This is a genomic window from uncultured Alsobacter sp. (genome assembly GCF_945952055.1).
Taxonomy (GTDB): domain Bacteria; phylum Pseudomonadota; class Alphaproteobacteria; order Rhizobiales; family Beijerinckiaceae; genus Alsobacter.
Genome location: NZ_CAMFHB010000016.1, coordinates 22,285 through 39,304, shown reverse-complemented (window position 1 = coordinate 39,304; position 17,020 = coordinate 22,285). Strand labels below are relative to the sequence as shown.

The following is a 17,020-nucleotide window of genomic DNA, read 5'->3' as shown; positions in this document are numbered from 1 at the left end:
TGCCCATGCGTGTCGCCATGATCGGATCCGGCTATGTCGGCCTCGTGTCCGGAGCCTGCTTCGCCGATTTCGGGCACATCGTGACCTGCGTCGACAAGGATGCCGGCAAGATCGATGCGCTGCGCCGCGGCGTGATGCCGATCTACGAGCCGGGCCTGGACACGCTGGTGGAGAGCAACGTCCGCGAGGCGCGCCTGTCCTTCACGACGGATCTCGCCAAGGGGCTGGAAGGCGCCGACGCCGCGTTCATCGCGGTCGGCACCCCCTCGCGGCGCGGGGACGGCCACGCCGACCTGTCCTATGTCTATGCGGCCGCCAAGGAGATCGCGGAGGCCACGGCCGGCCCGCTGGTCGTCGTCACGAAGTCGACCGTGCCGGTGGGGACCGGCGACGAGGTCGAGCGGATCCTGCGGGAGACGCGGCCCGACGGCGACTATGCCGTGGTGTCGAACCCCGAGTTCCTGCGCGAAGGCGCCGCCATCGCCGACTTCAAGCGGCCCGACCGCATCGTCATCGGGACGGACGATGCGCGGGCCCGCGAGGTGATGGCCGAGCTCTACCGCCCCCTCTACCTCAACCAGCCGCCGCTGCTGTTCACGGCGCGCCGGACGTCCGAGCTCATCAAGTACGCCGGCAACGCCTTCCTCGCCGTGAAGATCACCTTCATCAACGAGATCGCCGACCTGTGCGAGGCTGTCGGGGCGGACGTGCAGGAGGTGGCGCGCGGCATCGGGCTCGACAACCGCATCGGGTCCAAGTTCCTGCACGCGGGCCCCGGCTACGGCGGCTCCTGCTTCCCCAAGGACACCCAGGCGCTCGCCAAGACCGCGCAGGATGCCGGCACCCCCGTGCGGATCGTGGAGACGGTCGTCGCCGTCAACGACCAGCGCAAGCGGGCCATGGCGCGCAAGGTCGTCACCGCCTGCGGCGGGTCCGTCCGCGGCAAGACGATCGCCGTGCTCGGGCTGACGTTCAAGCCCAACACCGACGACATGCGCGAGGCGCCCTCGCTGTCGGTCATCACCGCGCTGCAGGACCAGGGCGCGATCATCCGCGCCTACGATCCGGAGGGCATGGAGGCGGCGAAGTCGATGCTGACCGATGTCGGCTACGCCCCCAATCCCTATGCCTGCGTCGAGGGTGCCGACGCGCTCGTCATCGTCACCGAATGGGATGCCTTCCGCGCCCTCGACCTCGGCCGCGTGCGCAGCCTGATGAAGACGCCGATCGTGATCGACCTGCGCAACATCTACCGCCCCGAAGACATGAAGCGGCGCGGCTTCTCCTATGTGGGTGTCGGCCGGCCGGTGTGAGTGCAGTCCGCGGCTATAGATCCTCGGCGGGCCGCTACACCTCGGTCGCGATCACGCGGCCGCGGCGCAGTTCCCACTGGCGCCGATCTCTCCGCGTCTTGGCCGGGCTTGGCCCGGCCATCCACGCCTTGCGCGCGGCCCCGGCAAAGTCGTGGATGCCCGGGCCAAGCCCGGGCAGGACGTGCTGAGGGACTCAAGCACCCGTCATGAGAGATGGCAGGGGTCCAAACCTGACCGACCCACTCAGACCATCGCCTTGACCGGCTCGGTGTGGCTCACGATCCGCAGGATCTCCGGGCAGTCCGTGCGCACGAGCTGTTCGAGCCTGTCGACGAGTTCGTGAACGACCGACACCGTGAGCGCCGGGTCGACCCGGCAGTGGTAGTTGACCACCAACCCGTGGCCGGTCTCGCGCACGCGCACGCTGTGGACGTCGGTGATGGTGCCGATCTGCGCCGCGTGGCGCACGAGGCTGTCGCGGATGCCTTCCAGGCGCTGGCCGTCGACGTCGCGGCCTTCCAGGTTGGCGGTCACCAGCGGCTCGATGTGCGTGTCGACCTCGGTGTCGGGCCCGAACTCCTCCTTCAGGGCGGCCTCGAACTTGGAGGCGATGCCATGGGCGGCGCCCAGGCTCATGCGGCTGTCGACCTCGATGTCGAGGCTGACGGCGCGCCGACCGCCGAGATCCTGCACGGTGACGTGGTGGACGGGGACCCGCCGGCGCGCGGCGATGAGCAGGACGCGTTCGAGAACCGTTTCGTCGTCCAGCGTCACGGGGTCGGCGGTGACGACGACGCTCGCGCCCTCGATCTCCCCGGCCACCGCGGCGGCGATCTTCTCCTTGATCGCGATCACCCTTTCCAGCGGCAGCATCCGGGCCACGCCGACCAGCACCTCGCAGAACACCTGTGCGCCCACCGGGCGGACCCGGATCGACTTGACGACGACGACGCCGGGCACCGCCTCCACCGCGGCGCGCACGCGCTCGGCCGCGCCGGCGGGTGCGGCATCCACGAGCGTGTCGATGGTGCGGCGTCCCAGCCTGACGCCGGCGATGCCGATGAAAATCGCCACGCCGATCGCCGCGACCGTGTCGCCCTGCTTGAAGCCGAAATGGGTCGCCAGCAGGCCGATGAGCACGAGACTGGACGACACCAGGTCGGAGGAGAAATGCAGGGCATCGGCGGCGAGCGCGTCGCTCTTGGTCTCCTTGGCCACCTTCGTCAGCGCCCGGTAGCGGAAGATGTCGACGACGATCGACACGACGAGCACGGCGAAGGCCAGCGGGGTCGCCTCGACCTGCGCCGGCTCGCCCATCAGCCGGCGGCTCGCCTCGAACAGGACGTAGACCGCCAGCACCATCAGCAGGCCGGTCTCGACCAGGGCCGCCACGGCCTCGATCTTGCCGTGCCCGTAGTGGTGCTCGTCGTCGGCCGGCTTGTCGGCCGCCTTGACCGCGAAATAGGTGAGGATGGTGGCGCCCGTGTCGAGCAGGCCGTGGCCGGCCTCCGAGATCAGCGCCAGGGAGCCGGACAGGAGGCCCGCAACCAGCTTGCCGAGCGTCAGGACGGCACTGGCAACGATCGACCAGAAGGCCGCCTGCTCCTTTGCGTGAGCATGATCGGTCATGAGGGCATCCCTGAACTGGCCTCGCCGGAGCGGCGTGGGTAGCCGGGATGGGCCGGGCGGTCAATGCGGCGGGAAGAGTCCGTGCGGGTCGGCGAACACCTGGAAGCCGTCGCTGCGTGCCAGCGCAACGAGGCTGAGCCCGTGCGTGCTGGCGAGACCCACGGCCAGCGAGGTCGGGACGGAGATGCCCGCGAGCATGGGGATCCCGCGCGACAGGCACTTCTGGACGAGCTCGAACGAGATTCGGCTCGTCATGGCCACGAAGCCCGACGCGGGATCGATCGACTCGCGCGCCAGCTGGCCGATGAGCTTGTCCAGGGCGGTGTGCCGGCCCACGTCCTCCCGGACCGCGACGAGGCGGCCAGTCCGGTCGGCGAAGGCGGCCGCGTGCGCCGCGCCCGTCTCCCGGTTCAGCACCTGCCTCTCCGGAAGCGCGTCGAAGGCCGCGAAGACGGCCGCGGCGTCGACGCGCGGCACGGTGCTCACGGGACCGTAGCGGCGCACCGCCTGCTCGAGCTCGACGAGGCCGCAGATGCCGCAACTGGTCTGGCCCACGAGATTGCGGCGGTGCTCGAGCATGGCCTTCTGCCGGTCCGCAGGGATCCAGACCTGGCCCAGCAGACCGAGTTCCAGGGCCCGGACGTCGATCGATTCGATCTCTGCGGCGCTGCGCACGATCTCCTCGGTGAGCGAGAAGCCCACCAGGAAGTCCTCGACGTCGCGGGGCGTCGCCATCATCACCGCATGGGCGAGGCCATTGTAGGTGATGGACACCGGGCATTCGGAGGCGAGCGCCCGCTCGCGGCGCGTGCCGCGCCCCGAACGGTCGACATAAACGGGGGCGGAGGACGCCGTGGCGGCGGGCCATTCCCGGGCCAAGGCGATCAGGTCCTCGTCGTCGGTCTCGTCGGTCATGCCGGCCACGCGTGCACAGGCCGTGCATGGGCCCGCCTTCTCCGCTAAACCTTAGGATGGATCGCGCCGGGTCGCCAAGCGCCCCCGCCACCCATCAAGCCTTGCACGAGGGACGATACCCCATGGAATACCTTCACACGATGGTCCGCGTCGCCGACCTCGACGCCTCGCTCGACTTCTACTGCAACAAGTTCGGGCTGGTGGAAGTCCGCCGGACCCAGAACGAGGCGGGGCGGTTCACGCTCGTCTTCCTGGCCGCCGAGAAGGACATCGAGGCCGGCAAGGCCAAGGGCGCGCCGCTGCTCGAGCTCACCTACAACTGGGACGAGCATGAGTACGCGGGCGGCCGCAACTTCGGTCATCTCGCCTACCGCGTCGACAACATCTACGAGACGTGCGAGCGGCTCATGAAGCAGGGCATCACCATCAACCGCCCGCCGCGCGATGGCCGCATGGCGTTCATCCGCTCGCCCGACAACATCTCGATCGAGCTGATCCAGCGCGGCGACGCCCTGCCGATCATCGAGCCGTGGAAGTCGATGCCCAACACGGGCACGTGGTAAGACCAGGCAAGACCTCCCTTTTCGCCGTCCCGGCCGGGCCAGGCCCGGCCGGGCGGTGGAGAGGGAGAGCCCAAAACACTTCGGGGAGAGACGCATGAGCGTTCGGGCCTTCGGCGACGTTGACGGACAGCCGGTATTCGAGATCACCATCCGGTCGAAGGCCGGAGCCGAGGCGAAGGTGGTGACGTTCGGCGCACTCCTGCGCGACTTCGTCGTCCCCTCCGCGGGGGGACCGCAGCGCGTGGTGCTGGGGCTCGAGACGCTGGACGACTACCGCCAGCACTCGCCCTCCTTCGGCATCACGGCGGGGCGCTACGCCAACCGCATCGCCCACGGCGCCTTCACGCTCGACGGCAAGCATCACCAGCTCGTCCGCAACCAGGCCGGGAAGCACACCCTGCATGGCGGCAGCACGGGTTTCGGCAAGCGCGTCTGGCAGCTCGGGCACCATGACGACACCTCGGTCACGATGACGCTCGTGTCGGCCGACGGGGACATGGGCTTTCCCGGTACGGCGACGGTGACCTGCACCTACCGGCTGCTGGAGCCGTCGACCCTGCGGGTCGAGATGACGGCCACGACCGACGCGCCGACGCTGATGAACCTCGCGCACCACACCTACTGGAACCTGGACGGCTCGGCCGACATCCTCGACCACGACCTCCAGGTGGCCGGCGCGTTCTACACGCCGGTGGACGACGACCTCATCACGACGGGCGAGATCCTGGGCGTGGCGGGCACGCCGTTCGACTTCCGCACGCCGCGTCCGATCCGCATGGCGGGCTCCGACGGCCAGCCCTTCGCCTATGACCACAACTGGGTGCTGGCCGGACAGCGGCCGGTCCACGGCGAATTGCGACACGCGCTGTCGCTGAAGTCGCGGAAGTCCGGCCTGTCGCTGGAGGTGTTCACCGGCGAGCCCGGCATCCAGGTCTACACGGGAGCCAAGCTCAACGTGGCCGTGCCGGGCCTCGGCGGCGCCAAGTACGGTCCGTTCGGCGGCGTCGCCATCGAGCCGCAGATCTTCCCCGACAGCCCCAACAAGGCCCACTTCCCCGACCCGACATTGCGGCCGGGCCAGGTGTACCGGCAGGTGAGCGAGTTCCGGGTGGGGTGAACGCTGGCACTCCCAGCCACCCATACCCCTCATCCTGAGCCGGCCGCGAAGCGGCCGAGTCGAAGGACGCAGAACGGCGCCGCGCGTGGACGGTGCGTCCTTCGACTCACGGCCCCTTGGGCCGTGGCTCAGGATGAGGATCTTTGATGCATTGAAGGAGAATAGAGGTCCCTCACGGGATCCGCGGGTCCTTGCTCTCCTGCACGGCCCGCGTCGCCTCCTCGGGCTTCTTCTCGACGCCCGCGTCCAGCACCTTCGTGGCGGTCTTGGCCTTGCGCTCGATGCTGTCGGGCGGCGGGGTGGTCTCGGGCGTGGCGTGCAGGCCCACGTCGTCGGGCTTCTTGCCGCCCTCGCGGGCGGCGGCTTCGAAGGTCTTCAGGGTTTCCGGCTGGCGATTGCTCATGGCGGTACTCCCTCGTCGTTCGCCACGGCAACGCACGCGGCGTAGGAGGGTTGCACCGGCCCGCGGCCGCCGCTCAGCGTCCCATGACGAGCTTGGGCAGCCAGAGCGTCAGCGGCGGCCAGACCGTGATCAGGGCCAGCACCACCAGAAGCGGAACCAGCCAGGGGAGGATGGCCCGCGACATGGTTTCGAAGCTGATGCCGGCGATGCGCGAGACGACGAACAGCACGACCCCGATCGGAGGGTGAATCGTGCCCAGGATCAGGTTGAACACCATGATCAGGCCGAACTGCACCGGATCGATGCCGAAGCTGTGGGCCGCCGGCACCATGATCGGGATCAGGAGCAGCATGGCGGCGAGCGCCTCCATGAAGCAGCCGACGATCAGCAGGACGATGTTGCAGACGATGAGGAAGACGAGCGGGTCCTTGATGGTGGAGACCAGCGCGGGCGTGATCGTCTGGGGAACGCGCGAGATCGACATGCACCAGCCGAGCGCGCCGGCGACCATGACGAGCGCGGCCACGAGGCCCATGGTTTCGGCTGTGTCTTCCAGGATGGCCGGAAGCTGCTTCACCTCCAGCGTCCGGTAGACGACGAAGCCGAGGAACAGGGCGTAGAGCGTGGCGACGGCCGCCGCCTCCGTGGGCGTGAAATAGCCGGAGAACATGCCGCCGAGCAGCACGACGGGGGCCATCAGCGCCCAGAAGCCCTCGCGGAACGTGCGCCAGATCTCGCCGAAGCCCAGGAACGGCTTGCCGGCCATGCCTTCGCGCCGGGCGACCAGCGCCACCATCGTCATCAGCGACAGGCCCATCAGAACCCCGGGGATGACGCCGGCCAGGAACAGGCGCCCGACCGACACGTCCGCCGTGACGCCGTAGATGACCATCGGCAGGCTCGGAGGGATGATCGGCCCGATGGTGGCCGCGGCCGCCGTGATGGCGGCGGCGGTCTCGGGCTTGTAGCCGGCCCGGCGCATCGAGCGGATCTCGATGGCGCCGGAGCCGGCGGCGTCGGCGACGGCCGAGCCGACCATGCCGGCGAAGATCATGCTGGCGAGAATGCTCGCATGGGCATAGCCGCCGCGCAGCCAGCCGATGACGGCGCTGGCGAAGGCGACGATGCGATCGGTGATCTTGGCGGCGCCGAGGAGGTTGCCCATCAGGATGAAGAGCGGCGCCGCGACCAGGGGAAAGGAGTTCATCGCCTGCGTCATCTTCTGCGGGACGATGCTGTCCGAGAGCCCCGCGAAATGGACGAAGGCGAAGGCCGCGAGCCCCATCGAGGCATAAAGCGGCATGCCGATGAGGATGGCGGCGAACCAGATCCCGGCGATGGTGAAGATGAGCTGCGTCACGCCGCCCTCCCCTCGCCGTTCCGGCGGCGCACCTGCTGCCACAGTTCGGAACCGCCCTGCAGCGCCGTCGCGATCCCGGCGAAGACGACCGGCAGGTACATCCAGGCCATGGCGATCGGGACCGTCGTCGCCTCGATTTCCAGGTTGCGCCGCACGAGCTCGGCGCCATACCAGGCGGTGAGCACGCCGAAGAGGCAGACGGCGGCCTGCATGAGGGTTTCGAGCACGCCGCGCGCCGGCTCCGGCACCTTGTCCAGGAAGAAGCGCACCCGGATGTGGGACCGCTTGCGGCCGGCCAGGATCCAGCCGAGGCAGGCGAGCCAGACCATGACGAAGCGCGACGCCTCGTCCGACCAGATCACCGGCTCGCCGATGCCGCGGGAGAACACTCCCGCCAGCACGGTGAGGCACAGGATCACGACTGCGGCCATGGCCACGACCGCCACGGCACGGTCGAGCAGGCGGACGGGCGCCGGCGTCATGGGAGCTCCGGTGTGGAAAGGCCCGCTCCCGGGAGCGGGCCGTTGGGTGTCGGCGTTGCTCAGAGCGTCTGGATGCGATCCCAGAGGCCCTTGCCCCACTTGCTCTCGAACATGGCTGGCACGGTCGCGAGCACCGGCTTGCGGAAGCTCTCGACGTCGGGCTCGACCACCGTCATGCCCGCCTTCTTGAAGGTGTCGGCCAGGCTCGCCTCCTGCGACAGGATCTCGTTGTCCTGCCAGGCGGCGGCGGTGCGGATCGACGCCAGGACGATCTCGCGGTCGGCGGGCGCGATCTTGTTCCAGGCCGCGTCGTTCACAATGACCAGGCGCGGCGTGATGATGTGGCCGGTGAGCACGAGGTACTTCTGCACCTCGAACAGCTTGCCGCTCTGGATGGTCGGCAGCGGGTTCTCCTGGCCGTCGACCGCGCCCTGGGACAGGGCCAGGTACAGCTCGTTGAAGTTGAGCGGCGTCGGCCGCGCCCCCCACGCCTCGGCCATGGCCTTGAAGGTGTCGACCTCCGGCACGCGCAGCTTGAAGCCCTTCATGTCCTCGACCGACTTCACGGCCTTCGAACCCGTCGTGACGTGTCGCTTGCCGTAGTAGTTGACGGCGATGACGCGCATGCCGCGCTTCTCGACGAGCACCTTGTTGAGCTCGTCCATCAGCGGCGACTGCAGCGCACGGGCCATGTGCGTGCTGTCCTTCCAGATGTAGGGCGCCTCGATGATCGAGATCTGAGGCAGGAACTGGCCGAGCAGCGCCGCGCCTTCCGTCACCATGGTGAGCGCGCCGCTCGCCACGGCCTCGACCATGTCGCGCGAGCCGCCGAGCTGGCCGCCGGGGAAGCTCTGGATCTCGACGCGCCCGCCGGTCTTCTCCTTGACCTCCTTGGCGGCGCGTTCGGCGCTCATCGGCGAGGGGTGGTTGGGGGCTTGGCCGTCGCCCCAGCGCAGCACGGCCGCCTGGGCGCGGGCCCCGATGGCCGGCATGAACACACCCGCCGCGGCAGCGCCTGCCAGGAAGGTGCGCTTGGTGAGCAGCGTCTTCGACATCTTCGTCATGGGTTCCTCCCCCTTGTTGCCCCGTTCGAGGCCTTCTCAACGACCGTCGGAGGCCCCCGCCCCCTGCCGGGTCTCAGCGTTCCTCGAGCCCCATGGCCCGGGCCCAGGCATGGTTGATGTGGTCTTCGAGCGCCCGGACAGCCTCCTGTCCGTCGCGCGCGACCATGGCCCGGACGATCCGCAGGTGCTCCTCCATCACGCCGTCCATGATGCTGTCGTGGATGCGGATGTCCTGCTGGCGGATGAGCCTGATCTTGATGGCGTTGACCCGGTAGGCCTTCGACACGATCTCGTTGCCCATGGCGTCGACGATGGTGTCGTGGAGGCCCCAGTCGACGGCCTGCGCCTCGGCCAGGAGCGCGGGCGTGATGCCCGCGCGGCTGCGCTCGACGATCGACGTGTGGGCGGTCTGGATGCGGGTCATCTCGGCGTCGGAGGCGCGCGACACGAACAGTGCCATCGCCTCCTTCTCGATGATCATGCGGAACTGGAAGGCGTCGCGGATGAGCGGCAGGTCGATGTGGGCGACCTGCATGCCCCGCTGCGGCACCGTCCGGATCAGCCCCTCGGCCTCCAGGCGCGGCACGAGTTCGCGGATGGCGCCGAGCGTGAGACCCGTGACCTCCACGAGCTCGCGCTGGGAGACGAACTGGCCGGGCAGAATCTCGCGCGACAAGAGCCGCTGCTTGAAGGCGTCGTAGGCCTTCTCCCGCAGCTTGAGTGGCTCGCCTTCGTCGCTCCGCCCGACCATCGACGCGCGTCCGTCAGGCGGCTTTGGCGCCACGCGCCCGGTCATAGGCGGCGCCGAGGGCGGCCATGTCGGCATCGCCGATGGGCATCAGCGGCGACCGCACGTTGCGCCAGGCCGCGTCGCCGGTGACGTGGCCGATCAGCGCCTTCACGGCCGGGATCACCGGATAGGCCACCAGGGCGTCGACCACCGCGTTCAGGCGCGGATCGTCCCGCCCCTCGGCGACGACGGGCACGAGGAGCTCGGGGCAGATGTTGGCGACGCCGCAGATCGTTCCCTGGGCGCCCTTGCGCACCGCGTTGGCGAGCTGGCGCTCGTCGCCGACCAGGATCGCGAGGTCGCCGTGCTCGGCCAGCAGCGTCTCGGTGTTCGCCTTTTCGCCGGACGAATCCTTCACGCCGATCACCACGCCCGGGTGGCTCTTGCGCAGCCGCGCGATCACGGCCGGCGACACCGCGACGCCTGTCACGGAGGGGATGTGATAGAGGATCATGTCGCGGGCCGACGAGCCCAGGGCGTCGAACAGCTTCGCGAACCAGCCGTAGACGCCGTCGTCGTCCTGGCCCTTGAAGTAGAAGGACGGGGCCAGCAGGATGCCGCGGCAGTCGGCGTCATACGCCACCCGGCACTGGTCCATGGCCTCGTGCACGGACGAGGCCGCGACACCGCTGAGCACCTGCTTGCGGAAGTCGAACCCGGCGCCCTTGAGCGCGCCGTAGGCCATCAGCCGCCCGGCGATTCCGACCGAGGCGCCTTCCCCGGTCGTGCCGAACAGGGTCACCGAATTGCAGCCCCCGTCGATGCAGCGGCGGGCATGCTGCACCAGGCGCGGGAAGTCGATCGCGCCCGAGGCCGTCATCGGCGTGGCGAGTGCGACGGAGAGCCCGAAGCGGCCGTCGGTCTTGGTCATGGCAGTCACTCCTGTGGGCGGTCGGTCCGCCGGTCTCGTGAGGTCTCAGCCGTCCTTCAGGCCACCCGCCGAGAGGCCGGCCACGATCTCGCGCTGGGCGATGACGGTGAGCAGCAGCACGGGCAGGGTGACCAGCAGCGCCGCGGCGGCCAGGGGGCCCCACGAGATCTGCTCGAAAGTCAGCACGTTGTAGATGGCCGAAGGCAGGGTCCTGGTCGACTTGCCGCCCAGCACCACGGAAAAGATGAAGTTGTTCCAGGAGAAGATGAACGCCAGGATCGAGCCGACCACGATGCCGGGCCGCGCCAGCGGCACGGCGACGTAGCGGAAGCTCTGCCAGGGCGTGCATCCGTCGACGAGCGCGGCGTCTTCCAGCTCGGCCGGGATATTCTCGAAGTAGCCGATCATGATCCAGACGATGATCGGGATCGTGATCACGAGATGGGTGATCAGCAGCGCCGCGTGGGTGCCCACGAGCCCCAGCCACTGGAACGCGATGAACAGGGGAACGAGGTAGGAGAGCGCCGGCGTCATGCGGGCGATGAGGATCAGGATGGCGAACTTCGCCGACTTGGAGCGGGCGATGCCATAGCCGGCCGGAACGCCCACCAGCAGGCCCACGATCACCGCGCCGCCAGTGACGAGGATCGAGTTCCACAGGTAGAGCAGGAAGTTGTTCTTGGCGAAGACCTGGACGTAGTTGTCGAGCGTGGGCGGGTTCGGGATGAACACCGGCGGCCACGCGGTGTTGTCGACCTCGTTCTTGAACGACAGCGACAGCATCCACAGGAAGACGAGGATCGCGGGCGACACCAGGACGAAGACGGACAGGGCGAAGCCGGTCTTGGCCGCGGCGCGCTTGAGGGTAAGCGTGGTCATGGTGCGTCCTCCCTCACGCGTTCCACTTCGACTTCTGCCGCGTGTAGAGCAGCAGGAGCGAGAGGGCGACGATGATGCCGAAGAAGATGACGACGACGGCCGAGGCGTAGCCGATCTTGTAGAACTGGAAGGCCTGCAGGTAGAGGAAGATGTTCAGCGTCTCGGATGCGGTGCCGGGGCCTCCTTCCGAGATCACGAAGATGATGTCGAAGACCTTCAGCGCATCGATCGTGCGGATGATCAGCGCGATCATGATGTAGGGCCACAGCAGCGGCAGCGTGATGAACCGGAACATGTGCCAGCCGTTGGCGCCGTCGATCACGGCCGACTCGTAGGGCTCCTTCGGCAGGCCGGCGAGGCCGCCCAGCAGGATGAGCATCACCAGCGGCGTCCAGTGCCAGACCTCGACCATGACGAGCGTCGGGATGACCGTCTCGGGGCTGAACACCCACGCGCTCGGCGGGATACCGAAGAGGCTCAGGATGTAGTTCAGGACGCCCAGCTGCGGGTGGAACATCATCTTCCACACCAGCGACACGGCGACGGGCGTCGCCATCATCGGCATGACGAAGATGGTGCGCAGCACGCCGCGGAAGGGGAACTCGCTGTGGAAGACGAGGGCCGCGGCCGTCCCCAGCGCCACCGGGATCACCACCGCCAGCACGGTGAAGATGAAGGTGATGCGCATCGAGTCGCGGAAGCGCTCGTCGGCGAACAGCGTCCGGAAGTTGTCCAGGCCGACGAACTCGACGCCGCCGCCGATCTTCCAGTCGCCCGCCGACATGAACACCGTGAACAGCCACGGGAAGACGATCACGGCGAGAATGATCACCGTGGCCGGCACGGCGAACACCCAGTACTTGCGCGAGAAGTCGTAGGGCTTGCCGGAGGGCGCTGAGCCCCGTGCAGCGGTTGGCCCGAGGGCACTTGCGGTCGTCTGTGTCATGGATCGGTCCGCCTGCGGCCGGCAAAGGGGGAGCGCGTCCCAGGCCGGTCACCCGCCCCGGGATCGATGGGACCGGGCCTCCACGAAGGGAGGCCCGGCCTGGAAGCGTCGTCGATCAGCCCTGCTCGGACTTGTCGAGCACGGGCTTGAAGGCCTCGGTCGCCTTCTTCAGTTCGGCCGCCGGATCGGCGCCCGACAGGGTGTTGGTGAGCGCCACGCCGAAGATGTCGCGGAACTCGGTGACCGGGATGATCTGCGGCAGGCCCGGGCGGCCGATCTTGCCGGAGCCGGACATGCAGTCGAAGTAGTCCTTGGCGAAGATCGACGACTTCGTGCCTTCCGGATCGTTGAAGGGCGACATGCGCGCGGGCGAGCCTGCGCCGGCCTTGAGCATGGCGAGCTGGTGCTTCTTGCCCACCATGAACTGGATGTAATACCAGGCCGCGCCCTTCTTCTTGGAGGCCTGGGAGATGCCCATGCCGTCGGCGAAGATGGCCGAATGGTGCGCCTTCGGACCGGGAGGCGTGATGCCGTAGCCCACCTTGCCGACGATCTTCGAGCTCTTGGGATCCTCGAGCGGGGTGGCGAAGCCGATGCCGTCCAGCCACATGGCGGCGCGGCCCTGCATGAAGGTCGTCTGGCACTCGTTCCAGTTGAAGCCGATCGTGCCGGGAGGGGCGTAGTCCTTGTTGAGCTTGCGGTAGAGTTCCGCCGCCCAGATGGCCTCGGCGCCGTCGGTGTTCAGCTTGCCCGTGGCGGGATCGATCGTCTCGAGGCCCTGGCCCAGCAGCCAGCTCGTCCAGACCGGGATGTTCGCGTTCTTGAGGCCGCGCGACACGAAGCCGGCGACGCCCTTGGACGGATCGTTGAGCTTCGCCGCGGCGGCGACGATGTCGTCCATCGACTTCGGGTATTCGACGCCCTTCTGCTGGAACATCTCCTTGTTGTAGTAGAGCATCCAGAAGTCGACGAAGTGCGGCAGCGTGTTCATGACGCCGTCGGCCTGGGTGGCGAACGACAGGCCGGCCTTGCCGAAGTCGGCGAAGTCGAACTCGGGGTTCGTCATCTCCGGGTTGTTGATGAAGGGACGCAGGTCCTCGGTCCACTTGCCCTTGTAGGACAGGCGCTTCTGGACGTGCAGCGCGAGCATCGTCACGTCGAAGGTCGGACGGCCCGAGGAATACTCGATCATCGCCTTCTGGCGCTGCTGCTGCTCGGGGATCTGCTCCGAGGAGACCTTGATGCCGGTGAGCTCGGTGAACTCCTTCTCGGCCGCCTGGAGCAGGTCGGACCGCGGGTTCTTCACGAGCATGACGTCGATCTGCTCGCCGTTGAAGCGCTTCCAGTCGAACTTCGACTGCGCGTTGGCGGTGCGCACGAGGGCCGGCGCGCCGATGACGCCCAGCGCGGTCGCGCCAACGCCCGTCTTCAGCAGGCTGCGGCGGGTGACGTCGATACCGGACGGGCGAAGGGTCTTTTCGCTGCTCATGGTTCCTCCCCAGGGCGTTCGTCGCTTGTGTGTCCGGCCGGTCGGTCGGACCGCCGCGTCGGGGCTCGTGTTCGAAGCTCCCGCGCGATCGTGTCGGACGCTAATCCACGTTGCTGACGTTGGCAACTAACATGTTAGCCTGCACACAGGACGGACGGGGAGGCTCAGGCCGGCGCGAAGATCTCGCGCGGCGCCTCGAAACCGCGCAGCGCGTGCCACCCGCAGGAGCGCATGACGCCCGCCGGCATCAGTGCCGCCACCTTCGCCGAAACGAGGATGGGCTCGCCGAGCATGGAGCACAGGGGCTCCATCCGGCTCGTCTCGTTGACGGCCGGCCCGATCACGGTGAAGTCGAGCCGGTCGGACGCTCCGATGTTGCCGTAGTGGACCTCGCCCACGTGCACCACGACGTCGAGGGCGAAAGGGCCCGCATGCGCCTGGATCGCCGTCGCCGCCCGCAGCGCACGTGTCGCCGTGGCGGCCAGCGTGTCTCCGCCCCCGGTGAGGAACACGGCGAGCAGCGCGTCGCCCATGAACTTCAGGATCTGCCCGCCGTGCTCCGCGATCGGATGGGCGGCGGCGTCGAAGGCGCGGTTGAGCCTTTCGATCACCTCGCCGGTCGGATGCGCGTTGCTGAAGGCCGTGAAGCCGCGCATGTCGGCGAGCAGGATCACCGCGGGGATCTCCGACACGCTGCCCCGCGTCACCTCGCCCGCCAGGACGCGCTCGGCGGCGTCGGCCCCGATGTAGGCGGCCAGGACGTCGCGGGAGATGTCCTGGACGATGAGGCTCTTGGCGGCGGCGGCGAGGGGCACCGAGAGCGCGCGCAGCGCTGCCTCGTGCTCGTCCTGGAAGCCGTCGCGCGCGCCGGTCGACCAGGAGCCGATCATGCCGAGCTGGCCGAAGGGCGTGCGCGGGGCCGCCCAGTCGAACATCTGGCGCAGCGCGATCCAGTCCGTCAGGCCCTCGCGGCGAAAGTCGCGGAAGATCGGGAAGTCGATGCTGGGATGCACGCGATCAAGCCGGACCCGCATCGAGCCGAGATCGTGGGCCATCATGTGCTGGAACGGGCTCTGCCGCCATGCCGGCCGGAAATAGCCCGCATGGGCGTAGTTCTCGGCGATCGTCGCCGTTCCCGGCCGCCAGGTGAAACCCAGGCCGCTCACCGTCGGGTGGAGGGTGGTGACGGAGACGTGCGCCCGCTCGAGCGGCAGGCCGGCGCGAAACAGCGTCTCGCAGACATGGGTGTGGATGGTGGTGAAGGGCAGTCCCTGCACGGTCGCGTGGGCGAGCCAAGCAATCAGTTCGGCCTGGTCACCTGGCTCCATGCACCCTCCTCGCGAGGGCTCTCACGATGCCGTGCCGCGCCGCGGACGGCAAGCGGTCACGCGCGCGCCGTGGCGGGTCGGCCCGCCGGCGCGGACCTCGCCGCCCCCCGAGAACGAGGGGCGGCGAGCATGACGTCAGTTCGTCCAGGCGCGCGGCGCGCCGCCCTTGCGGGCCGGCCGGCCACCCTGGCCACGGCGATCGTCGCGACGGGCACCCTCGGCCTGGCCGCGCCCCTGGGCGGGCCGGTCCTGGCGCTGCTGGCCGTTGGGCCGATCCTGGCGCTGGCCCTGGCCGGCATCCGCCCGCGGTGCGGACGGGCCGCCCTGGCGCATGCGCCCGCCGGGGTTGCGGTCGGTACGGGCCACCTCGAAGGCGGAGGTGTCGGGACGGGCGTCGCGGCGCGGCCGGCCCTGCTGGGCCCCGTTGCGGCGCTGCTGCTGCTGGTCCTGGCCACGCTCGGGCCGGGGCGCGCCGCGGCCGGGCTGGCGCTGCGGCTGCTGCGGGCGGCTGTCCTGGCGGGGAGCGTCCGGCACCACCGGCAGGTCGGCGGGAAGCGCCACGACCGGCACCTTCAGGCGGGTGAGACGCTCGATGTCGCGCAGGTAGGCCCTCTCCTCGCCGTCGCAGAAGGAGATGGCTACGCCCGCCGCGCCGGCGCGCGCCGTGCGGCCGATGCGGTGCACGTAGCTCTCCGGCACGTTCGGCAGGTCGAAGTTGATCACGTGGCTGACGCCGTCGACGTCGATGCCGCGCGCGGCGATGTCGGTCGCCACGAGCAGGCGGGCGCGGCCTTCGCGGAAGTCGGCCAGGGCACGCTCGCGCTGGGGCTGCGACTTGTTGCCGTGGATGGCGCCGGCCGGGATGCCCGAGGCCGCCAGGCGGCGGACCACGCGGTCGGCCCCGTGCTTAGTGCGCGTGAAGACGAGGGCGCGCTCGATCGATTTGTCGTCGAGGAGCTTGGTGAGGAGCGCCTGCTTGCGGGCGGTCTCGACGAAGATGACGCTCTGGTCGATCCGCTCGGCGGTGGTGGCCACGGGCGTCACGGCCACCTTCACCGGATCGCTGAGGAAGCGGTCGGCGAGTTCGGCGATGGCCGGGGGCATGGTCGCGGAGAAGAACAGGCTCTGGCGCTTCTTCGGCAACATGGCCACGAGCTTCTTGATGTCGTGGATGAAGCCCATGTCGAGCATCTGGTCGGCCTCGTCGAGGACGATCGTCTCGACCTCGGAGAGCGTGACCGCGCGCTGGTTGACGAGATCGAGCAGGCGACCCGGGGTGGCGACGACGACATCCATGCCGTTCATCATGTCGCGGATCTGCTTGCCGATCTTCACGCCCCCGAAGATCACGGTGACGTTCATGCCCAGGTGACGGCCATAGGCCTCGAAGCTCTCGGCGATCTGGCTAGCCAGTTCGCGCGTGGGGCTCAGCACGAGGGCGCGGCAGCCCTTGCGGGGCGCCGGGCGGGGCGCCGCCGCGAGACGGTGCAGGATGGGCAGGGCGAAGGCTGCGGTCTTGCCGGTACCGGTCTGGGCGACACCGAGCAGGTCCTTGCCTGCGAGGACATGGGGGATCGCCTTGGCCTGGATCGGCGTGGGCGTGACGTAGTTCTCGGTCGCCAGCGCCTTGAGGAGGGCGGCATCGAGTCCGAGATCGGAAAAGGTTGTCAAAGCTTCGACTTTCGCGTTGCAGAAACGCGCTGGCGCGCACGCCGGCGGGCTCCTGAGGGCCGAAATCGGCCGGAGGACGCCCCGCGTGAAAGGGAGGTCGGAAAAGAAGGAAGGGCGTTCAGGCCCGGTGCTTACGGCAGGTCGGATCGTCCACGATCCGCATCACGCATCCTTGGCGCCGCGAGCGATGCAGCGCATCT

At 68.9% G+C, this 17,020-nt stretch carries 16 protein-coding genes; 3 read left to right on the top strand and 13 right to left on the bottom strand.

Annotated elements, in window-relative coordinates; translation table 11 throughout:
* The first annotated feature begins 5 nt into the window (after positions 1-5).
* Positions 6-1,313, top strand: coding sequence for a UDP-glucose/GDP-mannose dehydrogenase family protein (locus tag Q0Q47_RS13890; RefSeq protein ID WP_293860563.1), 1,308 nt, complete (start codon positions 6-8; stop codon positions 1,311-1,313).
* A gap of 243 nt (positions 1,314-1,556) precedes the next feature.
* Here the strand turns inward: Q0Q47_RS13890 and Q0Q47_RS13885 are convergent, their stop codons facing one another.
* Together Q0Q47_RS13885 and fdhD are read right to left on the bottom strand one after the other, a co-directional pair.
* Complete coding sequence (locus tag Q0Q47_RS13885; RefSeq protein WP_293860560.1) at positions 1,557-2,942, bottom strand: cation diffusion facilitator family transporter; 1,386 nt, start codon at positions 2,940-2,942, stop codon at positions 1,557-1,559.
* A gap of 60 nt (positions 2,943-3,002) precedes the next feature.
* The gene (gene fdhD, locus Q0Q47_RS13880) at positions 3,003-3,857 is read right to left on the bottom strand and encodes a formate dehydrogenase accessory sulfurtransferase FdhD (RefSeq protein WP_293860556.1); all 855 of its coding nucleotides are present in this window, start codon (positions 3,855-3,857) and stop codon (positions 3,003-3,005) included.
* A gap of 122 nt (positions 3,858-3,979) precedes the next feature.
* On the opposite strand from fdhD, the gene Q0Q47_RS13875 reads away from it, so the two are divergent.
* Positions 3,980-4,420: a VOC family protein gene (locus Q0Q47_RS13875; protein WP_293860553.1), complete on the top strand. Its 441-nt coding sequence runs from the start codon at positions 3,980-3,982 to the stop codon at positions 4,418-4,420.
* A gap of 94 nt (positions 4,421-4,514) precedes the next feature.
* On the top strand, positions 4,515-5,537 hold the full coding sequence (locus Q0Q47_RS13870; protein WP_293860550.1) for an aldose epimerase family protein: 1,023 nt from the start codon (positions 4,515-4,517) through the stop codon (positions 5,535-5,537).
* Positions 5,538-5,709: 172 nt separating this feature from the next.
* Here the strand turns inward: Q0Q47_RS13870 and Q0Q47_RS13865 are convergent, their stop codons facing one another.
* The 11 genes from Q0Q47_RS13865 to Q0Q47_RS13815 form a co-directional block, all read right to left on the bottom strand.
* Positions 5,710-5,940 (bottom strand): hypothetical protein, encoded by a 231-nt coding sequence (locus Q0Q47_RS13865; protein WP_293860547.1) that lies wholly within the window; start codon positions 5,938-5,940, stop codon positions 5,710-5,712.
* A 73-nt stretch (positions 5,941-6,013) separates the two neighbouring features.
* Complete coding sequence (locus Q0Q47_RS13860; RefSeq protein WP_293860544.1) at positions 6,014-7,300, bottom strand: TRAP transporter large permease; 1,287 nt, start codon at positions 7,298-7,300, stop codon at positions 6,014-6,016.
* Positions 7,297-7,782 carry a TRAP transporter small permease gene (locus Q0Q47_RS13855; protein ID WP_293860541.1) on the bottom strand — a complete coding sequence of 162 codons (486 nt, stop codon included), beginning with the start codon at positions 7,780-7,782 and terminating at the stop codon, positions 7,297-7,299. Before Q0Q47_RS13855 ends, Q0Q47_RS13860 begins: the two co-directional genes overlap by 4 nt.
* Before the next feature lie 59 nt (positions 7,783-7,841).
* Positions 7,842-8,846: a sialic acid TRAP transporter substrate-binding protein SiaP gene (locus Q0Q47_RS13850; RefSeq protein WP_293860538.1), complete on the bottom strand. Its 1,005-nt coding sequence runs from the start codon at positions 8,844-8,846 to the stop codon at positions 7,842-7,844.
* 73 nt (positions 8,847-8,919) lie between these two features.
* The gene (locus tag Q0Q47_RS13845) at positions 8,920-9,597 is read right to left on the bottom strand and encodes a GntR family transcriptional regulator (RefSeq protein ID WP_293860535.1); all 678 of its coding nucleotides are present in this window, start codon (positions 9,595-9,597) and stop codon (positions 8,920-8,922) included.
* A 13-nt stretch (positions 9,598-9,610) separates the two neighbouring features.
* On the bottom strand, positions 9,611-10,507 hold the full coding sequence (locus tag Q0Q47_RS13840; RefSeq protein WP_293860532.1) for a dihydrodipicolinate synthase family protein: 897 nt from the start codon (positions 10,505-10,507) through the stop codon (positions 9,611-9,613).
* Between the two features lie 45 nt (positions 10,508-10,552).
* Positions 10,553-11,386 carry a carbohydrate ABC transporter permease gene (locus Q0Q47_RS13835; protein ID WP_293860529.1) on the bottom strand — a complete coding sequence of 278 codons (834 nt, stop codon included), beginning with the start codon at positions 11,384-11,386 and terminating at the stop codon, positions 10,553-10,555.
* A gap of 13 nt (positions 11,387-11,399) precedes the next feature.
* Positions 11,400-12,332, bottom strand: a complete 933-nt coding sequence (locus tag Q0Q47_RS13830; protein ID WP_293860526.1) for a carbohydrate ABC transporter permease — start codon at positions 12,330-12,332, stop codon at positions 11,400-11,402.
* Positions 12,333-12,447: 115 nt separating this feature from the next.
* Positions 12,448-13,821: a sugar ABC transporter substrate-binding protein gene (locus tag Q0Q47_RS13825; RefSeq protein WP_293860523.1), complete on the bottom strand. Its 1,374-nt coding sequence runs from the start codon at positions 13,819-13,821 to the stop codon at positions 12,448-12,450.
* Positions 13,822-13,985: 164 nt separating this feature from the next.
* Positions 13,986-15,149: an adenylate/guanylate cyclase domain-containing protein gene (locus tag Q0Q47_RS13820; RefSeq protein ID WP_293860520.1), complete on the bottom strand. Its 1,164-nt coding sequence runs from the start codon at positions 15,147-15,149 to the stop codon at positions 13,986-13,988.
* 135 nt (positions 15,150-15,284) lie between these two features.
* Positions 15,285-16,820 (bottom strand): DEAD/DEAH box helicase, encoded by a 1,536-nt coding sequence (locus Q0Q47_RS13815; RefSeq protein ID WP_293860517.1) that lies wholly within the window; start codon positions 16,818-16,820, stop codon positions 15,285-15,287.
* Positions 16,821-17,020 lie beyond the last annotated feature (200 nt).